The organism is Burkholderia sp. SIMBA_062 (assembly GCF_046534765.1).
Classification (GTDB): domain Bacteria; phylum Pseudomonadota; class Gammaproteobacteria; order Burkholderiales; family Burkholderiaceae; genus Burkholderia; species Burkholderia ambifaria.
The window spans coordinates 256,236-270,633 of the sequence record NZ_JAWRYD010000002.1 but is presented as its reverse complement, the minus strand read 5'-3'; the positions used below and the strand labels follow the sequence as shown (position 1 = coordinate 270,633).

The following is a 14,398-nucleotide window of genomic DNA, read 5'->3' as shown; positions in this document are numbered from 1 at the left end:
GCGTCGCGCATGAAGTCGAAGCAGTCACATCGACGCGTCGACCTCATGCGCGACGAGAAAGTCGACGATATGCTTCACGACATCGGCGTTGCCGCGGCACAGCGCGTAGTGATCGCCCGAAATGGCCACGCTGCCGGCGCTATGGCGCAAGCATTCGCCGATCGCAAGCGACCCCGCCGGATCGACATGCCTGTCCTCCGTCGCAACGATCGACAGCGCGTGGTGCTCGATTTTCTTCGCGACCTCGACCAGGTCGGCGTCACGATACGCAAGGTAATTGATGCCGTACCTGTGCAGATGCGGGCCGGATGAAAACGGCTCGGACAGGAACGCCTGGAACTCGTTCGGGTTCCTCAACTGTGCCGCCGAGATTTTCTCCTGGACCGAACCGGCGAGCGTGGGACTGCGCGCCGCCAGCGACAACAGGATGTCCATTTGCCGCTGAACGTCGGTCGGCGCGGATACCGCCGCCGGCAACAGATATTCGCCGCTGACCAGCACCATGCGCGCGATGGTCTCGGGATGGTGAAGCGCCGCCAACATCGCGACACCCGCGCCCGAACAATAGGCGATCACGTCGACGGGCCCCGATCTGCCGCCCGGTCGCGCGCCGCGGATCACGCTGGCCAGATCGCTCGCATGCGTGTGCGCGGCAAATCCATCCGTGTGCGCATCCCGCTCGATGTCCAGCACGAAGCGCGACTCCCACGTCACGACGTTGAAATGCGGCCGGAGCGCGGCGTAGCATCGCTCCAGCATCGCCTGCCTTGCGCCGAACGGCAGTACGACCACGACATCCGGCGCGTCGGGATGGTCGACGGAAATGAACGCATTCAGTTCACGCCCGTCGTGGGCAACGATCGATCTTCGATGCATGTCGGGAAACGGGTGAGGTTGCGGACCGAGGGAACCGGGTGTAAGCGCGTCAGGCCGGGCGCAACGCGCCGCGCCGCCACAATCTGATGAAGGGCGACGTCATGGCGGTCGTGCTCAGCGCAACCAGCAGCAGAACCGCATACGCGCTCTGCGACAACGCGTGCATCTGCAGGCCGGCGGCCAGCACCACCAGTTCCACGAGCCCGCGCGTGTTCATCAGCGAGCCGACCAGCGCGGCGTCTCGCCGGGTCACACCGCACACTCTTGCGCCGAGGTAAGCGCCACCGAACTTGCCGACGAACGCAACGCAGAGGAACGGCAGGAACCACAGCCACAGCGACGATCCGTCAAAATTCTCGAAGGTCACGGACAGGCCGGAATAGACGAAGAACACCGGCAACAGCACCGTGTTGACAAAGCCTTCCATCTTCAATTCCCACTGCTCTTGCAGGCCCGGCACATCGCGCAGCATCACCGCGGCCAGCAACGCGCCGAATGCCGAGTGGGTGCCGATCTCCGTGGTCGCCCATGCCGACAGCAACACATACGGAACGACCACACTCAGCAACTTCGCCGGCGACGCGGTCTTCACGGCATCGGCTGCCATCGGCAACACGATGAAGCGGACGACGATCTTCGAGATCAGCAGGAACGCAGCGATGCCGGCGACGATCTTCCATGTCCCGGACGCATCCGGTCCCGCCATCGCCACCGCGGAGACGAACGCCAGCATGATCCAGCCGATCAGATCGGTCAGCATCGCGGCGGACAGCGCGAGCATCGAGGGCCGCACGTCGACGAGATCCATGTCCACGACGATCCTGGCCATCACCGGCAGTGCGGAAACCGACAGGGCGACGCCGCAGAACAGCACATAGGGCAACTCGGCGATTTGCGGCGCGAGCGCGTCGTGCGACAGATAGCCGATCGCCATGCCGCCGGCGAGGGGCAGCAGCATGCCGGCCAGCGCGACCACGGCGGAGGCCGGCACCTTCTTCAGCGATCCGGGGTTCGACATCTCGCCGAGGTTCATGTGCAGACCGATCTGGAACATCAGCGCGATCACGCCGAGTTCGCCGAGATGGGACAGGCCGACGGAAGCGGCTGGCCCGAAGATGGCCTGATAGAAGCGCATATCGAGCGCTCCCAGTACGGCAGGCCCGAGGATGATGCCCGCGGCCAGTTCGCCGACGACCTTCGCCTGCCCGATCCGTTGCGCCAGCCAGCCGAAGCAACTGCAAGCGGTGAGAATCAAGGCCAATTGCATTAACCACAAAGCCATCCAAAGCCTCCTCGGCTCGATCGACAGGAAGACGGGCACTCCATCCCGGGAATGCATTCGCGCGGACACGGCGGTTCGCGGAGCATCGTCAGTACAAAGCAATCCCCGGCGCCGGGCAACTGCAAACTCTGATAGTCGCGCGATGTCACGCGACCCCGATCCGTTGACCTGCGGGTGAGTAGCCGCAGGGAATCGCGCACCCGGACTCTCGTAGAAAGAGGTGGCTGCGCGATCGGGCAGCGGGATAAGTGGAACGGCCGAGGCTTGAGCCCTCGGGCGAGATCGGGGCAGAAGGCAGGGCCGACGCAGCCGCCGGCCCGTTGCCGCTCAATCCCGCATCGACCGAAGCACCCGCCCCATCTCCGCGACCGGCATCGCCACGATCGAATTCAGCAATCGCATCTCCCCGGCGTCCGGCCGCGCGATCTCCCGCACTTCGTCGAGCGTCTGCGCGACGTGGCGATCGAGCGGCTCGAGAAAGCGCTGCAGCTCGCTGGCCGCCGCCTTGTCCCTGAGCCCGAGCGCCTGGCCGAATGCGATCAGCGCATTCACATCGATATCGGCAAACCGCGTCGCGTTGCCGAGCGGCATCGTCAGTTCGCAGTGCGGCCAATCATCGCCGCGATGATCGGGCCGGTGCGTCGCCGTGTGATACACGACCGTGCTGACGATGTCGTAGAACGGCGCGAGCCGGTAGCCGCGTGCGTCGACGAAGAACGACAGGTTCTTCAGATGCGCGTCGGCATTGCCGACCACCACGTTGAACACGGTCCAGCGGAACACCGACAGGCGCGCCAGCGCGCGCGTGCTGGTGCGGTCGATCGCGCGGGCGAGTTCCTGCGCATTCGCCCGCTGGTACTTGAAGCCGCGGTCGTAGTTGAGCAGCTGCATCGCGTCGATCGTATGCACGCGCCCGGCCGGCGCCGACGCGACGTCGCGGTCGAAGCGGTCGATCACGTAGCATGCGGATGGGGCGCGCAGGAAGTGCACGTCGGGCACGTCGAGCCCCATCTTCCTGGCGAGCTTCATGCAGAAGAATTCGTTGATCGCCGAGTGCGGGTAGCCGGCCGCGCGCATGTCCGGCTTGAGCAGGTGCATCGACGGCTCGCTGCCGACCGGCTCGTACAGCGTGTAGTCGGGCGCGTCGCCGCGCAGCACCAGCAGCAGCTTCTGCTGCGCGCCGGCCGCGGACATGCGCTTGGGCGCGGTGGCCGTCAGCGCGCGCTCGGGCATCGCCTGGATCCGGCGCTCGAGTTCGTCGAGCGACAGCGGCTGCAGGCTGCCGGATGCTTCCCGCTCGCCGTCGGCGAGCAGCGTCAGCGCGCCGGCCGATTCTCGCCCGAAGTACGCGAGCAGGCCCCACGCGTCGGCGGCATCGACCTTCGCCTCGCGTGCGAGCGACGTGCGCATGCCTTCCTCGGGCAGCAGGTTGTCGAAGAACCACTGGACGGGGCGATCGGTCGACGTGTCGGTGAAGGTGTCGGCGCGCAGCGCGAACGCCGGCGACAGCGGATACGCGGACGCGGATGCGAGCCACTGCGGATCGTACGCGAACGACCAGACACCTTTGTCGTCGGTCAGCGTGCCCATGCGCACGCCGTTGGCGGAGGCGATCAGCGTTCTAGCCGCCATGGCTGCTCCTGCGGCGTTGCGCGGCCTTCAGCGCGGTGGCTTCCGAAATCTCGACCGACGACTCCGCATACAGGCGCACGCCGAGTTCGCCGAGCAGCAGCATCACCTTGCCGATTTGCGCGGTCGGCTTTCCGGCTTCCACCTGGCTGATGAATTTCGGCGACAGCCCGGTCGCGTTCGCGAGTTCGTCGCGCGTGAACCCCTGCTGGAGCCGCGTCGCGCGAATGAGGTGGGCGAGCGCGCCGATCGTGTCGACGGATTGGGACTCCGACATGACGTTCTCCGTGCTTCGTATCTGATCGGGAACAGTATTGCACAACCGGCCGGCCCGGGCATCATTTCGTATCCGTTCAGGAACGGAGATGCCTCGCCGGCAACCCGGCGGTCGATTCGTACCCGCTCGGAAACGACGGGGTGTTCCATCGTCGCGTGAGGCTATCTCGTATCCGATCGGATACGCACGGAATGCGATTCGGCGTTGCGCATTGCACGCGCGAACGGGCGCAAACCTTGCGTCCCGCCAGCGTCGTCCGCGGTCGTACCGCGACGCATCTCGCATCACGCGATTTGCATGGAGGCGCGCATGGAGCCGATGCCGGTCGTACTTAACTGGAACGAGGTTCTCGTCAGGATCGCGCTGGCGCTCGTCGCGGGCGGGCTGGTCGGCCTCGATCGCAGCGAAGCCGGCAAGACGGCCGGGCTGCGCACGACGATCCTCGTCTGTCTCGCCGCGTGCCTGTCGATGCTGCAGGTGAATGCGCTGCTGCTGCAGGCCGGCAAGCCGGACGGGGCGTTTTCGGTGATCGACCCGATGCGGCTGCCGCTCGGCATCCTGACCGGGATGGGCTTCATCGGCGGCGGCGCAATCCTGCATCGCGACGGCCTCGTATCCGGCGTGACCACGGCAGCGACGCTGTGGTTCGTCACGGTCATCGGCCTGTGCATCGGCGGCGGCCAGCTGTCGCTCGGCGCGCTCGGGCTCGCGCTCGCCCTGTTGGTCGTGTGGCCGCTGCGGCTGGTCGAGCAACGGCTGCGCGGCGTGAGGACTGCGCGGGTCACGGTCGAATACGAACTCGGCTCGACGGCGCGCGATCGGCTGACGACCCGGCTGCACGCCGCGGGATTCACGTGCCGCACGCGCGGCTTTCACGAAACGGTCGCGCGTGCGCTGCGCGAGGAGGAACTGCTCGTTCAGTGGCGCGAACGGGCCAACACCGACGTGATGCTGCCGCAACTGATCCGGACCCTGGAGTCGGCCGGGCTGACGTCGGTCCGCTGTTCGTCGGAGAACTGAGCCGCGCGCCGCCGCCCACTGTCGACGGGGGCGCATGTACCGTTAGCCGTGCCGCGTTCAGCGTCCGGCTTCCGTGCCCGGGCCGGTGCCGGTGCCGGTGCCGGTGCCAGTGCCAGTGCCAGTGCCAGTGCCAGTGCCAGTGCCAGTGCCAGTGCCAGTGCCAGTGCCAGCGCCCGTACCCGTACCCGTACCCGTACCCGCGCCCGTACCCGCGCCCGTGCCCGTGCCCGTGCCGTCGTGCGCATCGCCGCTCGTCCGCGGCAGGCTCATCGCGAGATGCAGCGCGGCCGGATCGACCGGCTTCACGAAATGCTGCAGGAACCCGGTGGCGAGACAGCGTTCGCGATCCGCGCTGCGGCCATAACCGGTCAGCGCGAGGAAGATGCACGGCGTGACTTCGTTGATCGCCTTCAGCCGCCGCAGGAGCTCGTAGCCGTCCATCACCGGCAGCCCGATATCGAGGATCGCGACGTCGGGACGGTACGCGCGGTATGCGGCGAGCGCGGTCACCGGGTCGTGCACGACGGCGACTTCATGGCCGGCGTCGCGCAGCCATTGCGCGAGCGTCGACGCGGCATCCTCGTTGTCGTCGACCAGCATCACGCGCCGGCCCGTGCCGCCCGGCGCCATCTCGCGGATGCCCGGCGGCGGCTGCGGCGCGACCACCGCCACGGCTTTCGGCCGGTACTGGGGCAGCGCGATCGTAAACGTGCTGCCGCAGCCGGGGCCCGCGCTGTCCGCGCGCACCGTGCCGCCATGCAGGTTCACGAGGCTGCGCACGAGCGCGAGGCCGATGCCGAGGCCCCCGTGCGCCTGCTTCGTTTCGCCGTCGAGCCGGTAGAACGGCTCGAAGATGCTGTCGAGGCGGTCGGGCGGAATGCCGGCGCCGTTGTCGCAGACCTCGATGATCGCGGCACCGTCCGCGCCGTGCGTCGCGCGCACGGTGATGTCGCCGCCCGGCATCGTGTATTTCGCCGCATTGGTCAGCAGGTTCGCGACCACCTGCGACAGCCGTACCGGGTCGCCGTGGCAGCGCGCGTCGGGATCGGCTTCGACATGCAGACGGTGACGGCGCTGCTCGAGCAGCGGGCTGGCGACCTCGACCGCGCGGTCGACGATGTCCGCGAGCCGCAACGCTTCCTTCTTCAGCGTGATCTTGCCGCGCGTGATGCGCGACACGTCGAGCAGGTCGTCGATCAGCCGGACCATGTGATCGAGCTGCCGCTGGATGATCGCGATCTCGTTCGGCGTCGCCTGGCCGTCGCGGTTGCGGATCAGCTCGAGCGCGAGCGAGATCGGCGTCAGCGGATTGCGCAGCTCGTGGCCGAGCACCGCGAGAAACTGGTCCTTCGCCTGGTTCGCGTCGCGCAGTTCGCCCAGCAGTCGGTCGCGCTCGGCGTTCGCGGCGACGAGCTTCTCGCGCGCGGCGACGTGCTCGGTCACCTCGACCGCGCTGACGATCACGCCGAGCCCCTCGGCGAGCGGCTGCGGATTGAAATGCAGCCGGTACACGCGGGCGCCGTCGTCCGGCTCGGGCCGGTCGTGGTGTTCGCGGATCGTCGTCGAACAGCCTTGCTCGCGGGCGGTTTCAAGCGCCCGCACGATCGCGGGCGTATCGCCGCCGGGCAGCACCGACGTCAGCGGCTGGTCGATGATGTCGGTCCGGCCGCACAGCGCGGAGAAACGGTGATTCGCGAGCACGATCCGGTGCTCCGGACCCGACAGCAGCGCGATCGGCAACGGCGCATGCATCAGGACGCCGTTGCGTTGCTGTTCGGCGTCCTCGCGGCGGCGGATCTCGTCGCTCAGCGCGCGCGAGCGTTGCTGGGACAGCGCGAGCGTCAGGTGCAGCTCGTTTTCGTCGTTGCGCAGCGACGCGGCCGGCAGGATGCGGCGGTGCAGCGCGCACACGTGACGGAACATCTCGGACTGCTCGGCGCTCGGGAACGCGTCATGCGAATAGCCGCAGTAGAGCGAGAAGCGGTAGCGCGCGATCAGTTCGTCCCATAACGCTTCCAGTCGCAGGGCCCCGGCGTACCGATCCTGCGCGCACAGCAGCGAGACCATTTCTCCGAACGCATGCACGGGCCGGCCGGCGCGGACCGCGGCTTCGACGATCGGGCCGATCGAGCGGCGAAAGCGCGCCGGATCGGGCAGGTCGCCGTCCATGAAGCTGTCGAGCAGCGCCTGGGCGCTCGACATGAAGATCCGGTCGCGGGCCGCGTCGCCGATTGCCGCGCCCAGCGCATCCAGGCGTTCGTGCACCGCAGCGAGCCGGTCGGCCCGCGCGATCACGATCGCGCTGCCGCCGTTGCGCAGCGCATCGGCCGCGAACGACGCGACTTCCGACACGAGTTGCTCGTCGGATTCGTAGAACTGGACGAAATGATCGGCCCGCATCAGGGCCGATTCCAGCAGCGGAGAGTCAGGTGTCATAGCTCACGACCAGGCGATTGCCGGTGGCGGCCGGCATCCCACCGCCATCGCCGTCGCCATATCCGGGCCGATGTGAGCAAGCAGCGTGCCGCGTACCCGGGGCAGGCCCGGGGGCCGTGCGGCACGGGCCTCGGCCCCCGCGGGCGGTGCCGGACGATGCCGTTTTTGTAAATTCGGGAAACGACGTGTGCAAGACAGGCGCACGATCCGGCCGGCAGCGCCCCGCCGCCCGAGCAGCGATCCTTATCGCCATAGCAGATAAATGTATCGGAATCGCTTCGTTGACGCCATCCGGCACGCGCTCGTAGATTCGCATTTTTACCGAATCAGGGGCTGTATCGTGACGACTTCCGCCATCCGCGCCGCATCGACGTCCGCCGGCCATCGGGTCTTCTTGGCGCCGGAAGCCGGCGCGCAGCGATTCGACATCGTCCCGTTCGATGCGCCGCTCGGCGCCGAAGTCGTCGGAATCGACCTGTCGCAACCGCTCGGCGCCGCCGATTTCGCGCGCGTCCATCGCGCGCATCTCGACCATCACGTGCTGGTGTTTCGCGACCAGCGCATCACGGCGGACGAGCACGTCGCGTTCAGCCGCCGCTTCGGCCCGCTGCAGATCCATGTGCTGCATCAGTTCGCGCTGGCCGCGCATCCGGAAGTGCTGATCGTGTCGAACATCGTCGAGAACGGCAGGCCGATCGGGCTCGGCGACGCCGGTCGTTTCTGGCACTCCGACCTGTCGTACAAGGAAAAGCCGAGCCTCGGCTCGCTGCTGCATGCGCAGGAGCTGCCGGCCGAGGGCGGCGACACGCTGTTCGCGAACATGCATCTCGCATGGGATACGCTGCCCGCGCACCTGCGTCGCGCGGTCGAAGGGCGGCGTGCCGAGCATACGTATCTGGCGCGCTATGCCGAGCTGCAGGCGCGCAGCCCGTGGCGGCCGAACCTGTCGGCCGGGCAGATCGCGCAAGTCGACGCGGTGGTGCATCCGGTCGTGCGCACGCATCCGGAAACGGGCCGCAAGGCGCTGTTCGTCAGCGAGCATTTCACGACGCGCATCGTCGATCTGCCCGAAGACGAAAGCCGCGCGCTGCTCGACGAACTGTTCGCGCACAGCGTGCGTGCCGAGCATCTGTATCGGCACCACTGGCGCGCGCACGACCTCGTGTTCTGGGACAACCGCTCGCTGATGCATCTCGCGGCCGGCACGCCCGACCATCTGCGCCGCAAGCTGTACCGCACGACGATCGAAGGCGACGCGCCGTTCTGAGCGGCGCGCGTCTTCGTCCCGCTGTCCCCATCCTGACTGGAGTTCCGATGTCGTTTCCGCTTTCGCCGGCACTGCGCCGCACGACCCTGGCCGCGCGCCGCGCGCTGGCCGCCACGCTCACCGCCGCGCTGGCATTCGCCGCCGCCGGCATGCCGCAAGCCGCGCACGCGGAAGGCCGAATCCGCATCGCCGAGCAGTTCGGCGTCGTCTATCTGATGCTGAACGTCGCGCGCGACCAGCAACTGATCGAGAAGGAAGGGCGCAAGGCCGGCATCGACATCAAGGTCGACTGGGTGCGGCTGTCGGGCGGGGCGGCCGTCAACGACGCGCTGCTGTCGGGCGCGGTCGATATCGCCGGCGCGGGCGTCGGGCCGCTGCTGACCGTGTGGGACCGCACGCGCGGCCGGCAGAACGTGAAGGGCGTCGCGTCGCTCGGCAATTTTCCGTATTACCTCGTCAGCAGCAATCCGAACGTGAAGACGATCGCCGACCTGGGCGCGAAGGACCGCATCGCGGTGCCGGCCGTCGGCGTGTCGGTGCAGTCGCGCGTGCTGCAGTACGCCGCCGCGAAGCAGTGGGGCGACAAGCAGTTCGACAAGCTCGACCCGCTGACCCAGGCGATCCCCCATCCCGATGCGACGGCCGCGATCCTCGCGAACAGCAACGTGATTACCGGCCACTTCGGCAATCCGCCGTTCCAGGAGCAGGAACTCGCGGGCAATCCGAACGCGCACATCGTGCTGAATTCCTACGACGTGCTCGGCGGCCCGAGTTCCGCGACGGTGCTGTACGCGACCGGGAAATTCCGCGACGACAACCCGAAGACGTACCGCGCGTTCGTCGCCGCGCTCGCCGACGCGGCCCGCCAGATCGCCGCCGATCCCGAGGGCGCCGCCGACACCTATATCCGCGTGAACGGATCGAAGATCGATCGCGCATTGCTGCTGAAGATCCTGCGCAATCCGCAGGTGCAGTTCAAGACGGCCCCGCAGAACACGTTGAAGCTCGCGCAGTTCATGTATCGCACCGGCGCGATCCGCAACGAGCCGAAGTCGTGGCGCGACTACTTCTTTGACGATCCGGCGACGGCCGGCGGCAGTTGAGCGGCGGCGTTGCGACGTCGCGATCGACGCTTATGCGTCGACGCGGTTTCGATATGCGCAATCGTTGGTTGGGTCGCGCGCCGCGCCGCCGTATGTTGATGCTTTCCCGCCAAGAGTTTCGATCGTGAACGCCACTTCTCCCCGAATCGGGTTGCCGCCGTATGCGGCGCGCGGCGCGGCCGCGCCGGCCGCCCATCCCGCCACCGACGTACGCGTCGCGAGCCGGCCCGCACCGCGGGTCGCGCCGGCCGGCGCGTACAGCGAGCGCCTGCTCGCGATCGATCGCGTGAGCCTCGAATATCGCAGCGGTGCGCGGATCGTCCGCGCGACCCACCAGGTCAGCTTCGACGTGTACGGCAGCGACCGTTTCGTGCTGCTGGGCCCGTCGGGGTGCGGCAAGTCCACGTTGCTGAAGGCGATCGCCGGCTTCATCGAGCCCGTGTCGGGTTCGATCGCGCTCGATGGCCAGCCAGTGCACGGGCCGGGCCCCGACCGCATCGTCGTGTTCCAGGAGTTCGATCAATTGCCGCCGTGGAAGACGGTCGTCGAGAACGTCGCGTTTCCGTTGCGCGCGGCCGCGAAGCTGTCGCGCGCCGAAGCACGCGAGCGTGCGCTGCACTACCTCGACAAGGTCGGGCTCGGCGCGTTCGCCGATGCGTATCCGCATACGCTGTCGGGCGGGATGAAGCAGCGCGTCGCGATCGCGCGTGCGCTGGCGATGCAGCCGCGCGTGCTGCTGATGGACGAACCGTTCGCCGCGCTCGACGCGCTCACGCGCCGCAAGATGCAGGAAGAGCTGCTGCGCCTGTGGGACGAATTCCGCTTCACGCTGCTGTTCGTCACGCATTCGATCGAGGAGGCGCTCGTCGTCGGCAACCGGATCCTGCTGCTGTCGCCGCATCCGGGCCGCGTGCGCGCGGAGCTCAACAGCCACGACTATTCGCTCGACAGCGTCGGCAGCGGCGATTTCCGCGACAGCGTCGCGCGGATTCATCATCTGCTGTTCGACACCGACGTGGCGAGCGCAACGCATCCCGCATCGACCGCGGAGGCCACGGCATCATGAGCACGATCGATCCGGTTCTGCCGCCGCTGCCGCCCGTTCGCGCCGAATACGTGCGCACGCTCGATACGCCGCCCGACGCCGAACGTGCGGCACCCGCGCCGCTGGTGCGCCGCATCGCGGGTGCGAGCGCGTTTCGGCGCGGCGTCATCGCGCTCGTGCTGATCGCCGCGTGGGAAATCGTCGCGCGCATCGTCGCGAACGATCTGCTCGTGCCGACCGTCGGCGCGACGTTGGCCGCGTTCGTGCAAGGCATCGTGTCGGGCGAACTGCTCGTGAAGACGGGTATCTCGATGTCGGTGCTGCTGCGCGGCTATGCGCTCGGCGTGGTGTTCGCGTTCGTGCTGACGTCGCTCGCGGTGTCGACGCGCATCGGCCGTGACGTGCTGACGATGCTCACGGCGATGTTCAATCCGCTGCCGTCGATCGCGTTGCTGCCGATCGCGCTGCTGTGGTTCGGGCTCGGCACCGGCAGCCTGCTGTTCGTGCTCGTGCACGCGGTGCTGTGGCCGCTCGCGCTCAGTATGTACACGGGTTTCGCCGGCGTGCCGGCCACGCTGAAGATGGCAGGGCGCAACTACGGCCTCACCGGCGCGCGGCAGATCGCGCTGATCCTGGTGCCTGCCGCGCTGCCGTCGATCCTGTCGGGGCTGCGCGTCGGATGGGCCTTCGCGTGGCGCACGCTGATCGCGGCGGAACTCGTATTCGGCGCGAGCGCCGGGCAGGGCGGGCTCGGCTGGTACATCTTCCAGAACCGCAACGAGCTGTACACCGACCGCGTGTTCGCCGGCCTCGCGGCCGTCATCGTGATCGGGCTGCTAGTCGAGCACCTCGTGTTCGATACGCTCGAGCGCGTGACGGTGCGCCGCTGGGGTATTCAGCACTGACCGTATTGAATCGGAACGCGCGCGCGCTGCGCTCGCGCACCGCATTCAATCGAGCGGGACCGTGAGTCGTTCGATCACGGTGGCCGTCTCGGGGCGCACGCCGCGCCACCACGCGAACGCTTCGGCAGCCTGCTCGACCAGCATGCCGACGCCGTCCGCGACGCGGCGCACGCCCGCATTGCGCGCCAGCCGGAGAAAGGGCGTCAGCCGCTTGCCGTAAGCAAGCTCGTACGCGGCGCCTGTCGGGCTGAACACGCCGGGCGGGACGGGCGGCAGATCGCCGGCGAGGCTCGCCGACGTGGCGTTGACCACCAGATCGAAACGTCCCATCGCGACGAGCTCCGCATAGCCGCACGCCGCCAGCGGCCCGCGTCCGGCGACCTGCGCGGACAGTGCGCGCGCCTTGTCGACGTCGCGATTCGCGATCACCATCTCGGCCGGCCCCGCAGCGAGGAACGGCAGCAGGGCGCCGCGCGCCGCGCCCCCGGCGCCGAGCATCAGCACGCGTTTGCCGGCCATCGGCAGGCCGAGATTGATTTCGATGTCGCGCACGAGCCCGATCCCGTCGAAGTTGTCGGCCAGGATGCGTCCGCCTTCGAACTTCAGCGCATTGGCCGCGCCGGCGAGCGAGGCGCGCTCGCTGCGTTCGTCCGACATCGCGAACGCCTGGAGCTTGAACGGGGCGGTGATGTTGATGCCTTTGCCGCCGCTCGCGGCGAATGCCCGCACCACGCCGACGAAGGCGCCTTCCGGCTCGAGCGGCCCTTCGATGGCCGAGTAGTGCATGTCCTGCCGCGACGCTTGCGCGAAGATGCCGTGGATCAGCGGAGATTTCGTGTGTCCGATCGGGTTGCCGATCACCGCGTACTGGTCAGTCATCGTTGGCTCGCTTTTGAATAGAGAACACCATCGGCCTGCATTGCATCGATTTCAGCGGGCTCGAACCCGAGCGAACGGGCGACGTCGGCGTTGTGCTGTCCGAGATCGGGCGCGACGTCGCGAATCGTCGTATCGCAATCCGAGAACCGGAACGGCAGATTCGGCAGGCGCAGCGTGCCGTAGCGCGGGTGCTCCTGCTCGACGACCATGCCGCGGGCCTGGACCTGCGGATCCGCCAGTACCTCGTCGATGCGTTGTACCTTCGCGCACGGCACGTCGATGCGATCGAGCAGCTCGAGCACCGACGCGACCGAACGGGCGGCCACCCACGGCTCGACGACCGACAGGATCTCGACGCGGTGCGCGTTGCGTCCGACACTGTCGTGAAAGCGCGTGTCGGCGCCGAAGCCGGCCGGTCCGCCATGCGCTTCGATCAGGACGGCGAAGCGCTTCCATGCGTCGTCGACCTGCGCGGCGATCACGAGATCGCCGTCCGCCGCGCGAAATACGCCGTAGAGCGTCGAAGTCGGCATGTCGTGCCCGGTCTGCTCGGGCAGCACGCCTTGCAGCGTGTAGCACTGGACCGCGTATTCGTGCATGGAGACCAGCGTGTCGTACAGCGCCATGTCGATGTGCTGCCCGCGGCCGCTCTTCACGCGTCCCAGCAGCGCGGCATTGATGGCCGCGACCGCGTGAATGCCGGTGTACATGTCGCCGAGCGATATTCGCAGCAGCGGCGGCCGCTCGCCCGGTGTACCGACCATCTGCATGATGCCGCTCTTGGCCTCGGCGATCAGCCCGAAGCCCGCGCGATGCGCATCGGGGCCGGTATGTCCGTAGGCTGAAATCGAGCAATAGACGAGTGCCGGATTGCGGGCCGACAACTCCGCGTAACCCAGCCCGAGCTTGTCCAGCGCGCCTGGCCGGTAGTTCTCGATGAACACGTCCGCGGAGTCGCACAGACGCTGCATGAATGCCTTGCCGCGCGCGTCCTTCATGTTCACGCTGACGCCGCGCTTGCCCATGTTGAGCTGCAGGAAATAGCCGCTTTGCTGGTCGTCGAGTACCGTCGCATGCTGGCGGCCGGCGTCGCCGGTACCGGGGCGTTCGACCTTGATCACTTCGGCGCCGAGCGCCGCGAGGCAGCGCCCGACATAGGGGCCGGCCAGGAAATGGCTGTAGTCGACGACGCGAATACCTTCGAGAGGGCGGGCCTGCATCAGAACGCTCCCGGCCGGCGCGGCACCATCAGCCGGTGCTCGCCGCGCTGGACGACCTGGCCGTCCTGGTTGATCAGCTCCGACGGCAGCACGACGATGCCCCAGCCCGGGCGGCTCTTGCTCGCGCGCATCGAGCCGACGCGGAACGTCACGTGCAGCACGTCGTTCACCTTGATCGGCAGCAGGAAGTCCCAGGTCCAGCCGAGCGACATGCCCGGCAGGAAACGGTAGTCGCTCTGCGTCTTGAGGCCGTCGGCGATCGACAGCCCGAACAGGCCGTGCGCGACGAGGCAGCCGAAGTGGCTCGCGTTCGCGTACGCCTCGTCGACGTGCACCGGCGTGTGGTCGCCGGTGAGGTCGGCGTAGGCGAGGATGCGCGCTTGGGTGACCGTGTAGCTCGGACTCGTACACGTGTCGCCCTCGCGGGCATCGTCCCAATACTTTTCGACGATCGTCATG

General features: G+C 67.9%; 13 protein-coding genes. 5 read left to right on the top strand and 8 right to left on the bottom strand.

The genetic code is table 11. The features are described 5' to 3' along the window. Positions 1-24: 24 nt before the first annotated feature. The 4 genes from SB786_RS02965 to SB786_RS02950 all read right to left on the bottom strand — a co-directional run bounded on the left by SB786_RS02965 (position 25) and on the right by SB786_RS02950 (position 4,064). Positions 25-876, bottom strand: a complete 852-nt coding sequence (locus SB786_RS02965) for an alpha/beta fold hydrolase (protein ID WP_410726105.1) — start codon at positions 874-876, stop codon at positions 25-27. Between the two features lie 49 nt (positions 877-925). Beyond that, positions 926-2,158: a cation:proton antiporter gene (locus tag SB786_RS02960; protein ID WP_410726186.1), complete on the bottom strand. Its 1,233-nt coding sequence runs from the start codon at positions 2,156-2,158 to the stop codon at positions 926-928. 327 nt (positions 2,159-2,485) lie between these two features. Continuing rightward, positions 2,486-3,790 (bottom strand): HipA domain-containing protein, encoded by a 1,305-nt coding sequence (locus SB786_RS02955; RefSeq protein ID WP_410726104.1) that lies wholly within the window; start codon positions 3,788-3,790, stop codon positions 2,486-2,488. Then, on the bottom strand, positions 3,780-4,064 hold the full coding sequence (locus SB786_RS02950; protein ID WP_006752887.1) for a multiprotein-bridging factor 1 family protein: 285 nt from the start codon (positions 4,062-4,064) through the stop codon (positions 3,780-3,782). Before SB786_RS02950 ends, SB786_RS02955 begins: the two co-directional genes overlap by 11 nt. 309 nt (positions 4,065-4,373) lie before the next feature. Here SB786_RS02950 and SB786_RS02945 point away from each other — a divergent pair, with 309 nt between their 5' ends. Further along, positions 4,374-5,084 carry an MgtC/SapB family protein gene (locus SB786_RS02945; RefSeq protein ID WP_006760691.1) on the top strand — a complete coding sequence of 237 codons (711 nt, stop codon included), beginning with the start codon at positions 4,374-4,376 and terminating at the stop codon, positions 5,082-5,084. Between the two features lie 57 nt (positions 5,085-5,141). Here SB786_RS02945 and SB786_RS02940 read toward each other — a convergent pair whose 3' ends face one another. Then, positions 5,142-7,484 (bottom strand): ATP-binding protein, encoded by a 2,343-nt coding sequence (locus SB786_RS02940; RefSeq protein ID WP_410726103.1) that lies wholly within the window; start codon positions 7,482-7,484, stop codon positions 5,142-5,144. Between the two features lie 376 nt (positions 7,485-7,860). On the opposite strand from SB786_RS02940, the gene SB786_RS02935 reads away from it, so the two are divergent. From SB786_RS02935 to SB786_RS02920, 4 genes are all read left to right on the top strand, one after another. Beyond that, positions 7,861-8,787, top strand: a complete 927-nt coding sequence (locus SB786_RS02935) for a TauD/TfdA dioxygenase family protein (protein WP_410726102.1) — start codon at positions 7,861-7,863, stop codon at positions 8,785-8,787. 47 nt (positions 8,788-8,834) lie between these two features. Beyond that, positions 8,835-9,890: an ABC transporter substrate-binding protein gene (locus tag SB786_RS02930; protein ID WP_410726101.1), complete on the top strand. Its 1,056-nt coding sequence runs from the start codon at positions 8,835-8,837 to the stop codon at positions 9,888-9,890. A 124-nt stretch (positions 9,891-10,014) separates the two neighbouring features. Then, positions 10,015-10,956, top strand: a complete 942-nt coding sequence (locus SB786_RS02925) for an ABC transporter ATP-binding protein (protein WP_410726100.1) — start codon at positions 10,015-10,017, stop codon at positions 10,954-10,956. Continuing rightward, complete coding sequence (locus tag SB786_RS02920) at positions 10,953-11,840, top strand: ABC transporter permease (protein ID WP_410726099.1); 888 nt, start codon at positions 10,953-10,955, stop codon at positions 11,838-11,840. Before SB786_RS02925 ends, SB786_RS02920 begins: the two co-directional genes overlap by 4 nt. 45 nt (positions 11,841-11,885) lie before the next feature. Here the strand turns inward: SB786_RS02920 and aroE are convergent, their stop codons facing one another. Genes aroE through SB786_RS02905 form a run of 3 tightly spaced genes read right to left on the bottom strand, consistent with a single transcriptional unit; the run spans position 11,886 to position 14,397 of the window. Then, a complete protein-coding gene (gene aroE / locus SB786_RS02915; protein WP_410726098.1) occupies positions 11,886-12,719 on the bottom strand; it encodes a shikimate dehydrogenase in 834 nt (277 codons plus the stop codon). Beyond that, entirely contained in the window at positions 12,716-13,939 is a 1,224-nt protein-coding gene (locus SB786_RS02910; RefSeq protein WP_410726097.1) for a CaiB/BaiF CoA transferase family protein, read from the bottom strand. Before SB786_RS02910 ends, aroE begins: the two co-directional genes overlap by 4 nt. Further along, positions 13,939-14,397 carry a MaoC family dehydratase gene (locus SB786_RS02905; protein WP_410726096.1) on the bottom strand — a complete coding sequence of 153 codons (459 nt, stop codon included), beginning with the start codon at positions 14,395-14,397 and terminating at the stop codon, positions 13,939-13,941. The genes SB786_RS02910 and SB786_RS02905 overlap by 1 nt, the downstream gene beginning before the upstream one ends. Between the last annotated feature and the right edge of the window lies 1 nt (position 14,398).

Coding starts and splice junctions, on each gene's coding strand:
- SB786_RS02905 (WP_410726096.1), bottom strand. CDS start 14,397: ATGACGATCGTCGAAAAGTATTGGGACGATGCCCGCGAGGGCGACACG.
- SB786_RS02955 (WP_410726104.1), bottom strand. CDS start 3,790: ATGGCGGCTAGAACGCTGATCGCCTCCGCCAACGGCGTGCGCATGGGC.
- SB786_RS02920 (WP_410726099.1), top strand. CDS start 10,953: ATGAGCACGATCGATCCGGTTCTGCCGCCGCTGCCGCCCGTTCGCGCC.
- aroE (WP_410726098.1), bottom strand. CDS start 12,719: ATGACTGACCAGTACGCGGTGATCGGCAACCCGATCGGACACACGAAA.
- SB786_RS02945 (WP_006760691.1), top strand. CDS start 4,374: ATGGAGCCGATGCCGGTCGTACTTAACTGGAACGAGGTTCTCGTCAGG.
- SB786_RS02940 (WP_410726103.1), bottom strand. CDS start 7,484: ATGCGGGCCGATCATTTCGTCCAGTTCTACGAATCCGACGAGCAACTC.
- SB786_RS02910 (WP_410726097.1), bottom strand. CDS start 13,939: ATGCAGGCCCGCCCTCTCGAAGGTATTCGCGTCGTCGACTACAGCCAT.
- SB786_RS02950 (WP_006752887.1), bottom strand. CDS start 4,064: ATGTCGGAGTCCCAATCCGTCGACACGATCGGCGCGCTCGCCCACCTC.
- SB786_RS02960 (WP_410726186.1), bottom strand. CDS start 2,158: ATGGCTTTGTGGTTAATGCAATTGGCCTTGATTCTCACCGCTTGCAGT.
- SB786_RS02930 (WP_410726101.1), top strand. CDS start 8,835: ATGTCGTTTCCGCTTTCGCCGGCACTGCGCCGCACGACCCTGGCCGCG.
- SB786_RS02965 (WP_410726105.1), bottom strand. CDS start 876: ATGCATCGAAGATCGATCGTTGCCCACGACGGGCGTGAACTGAATGCG.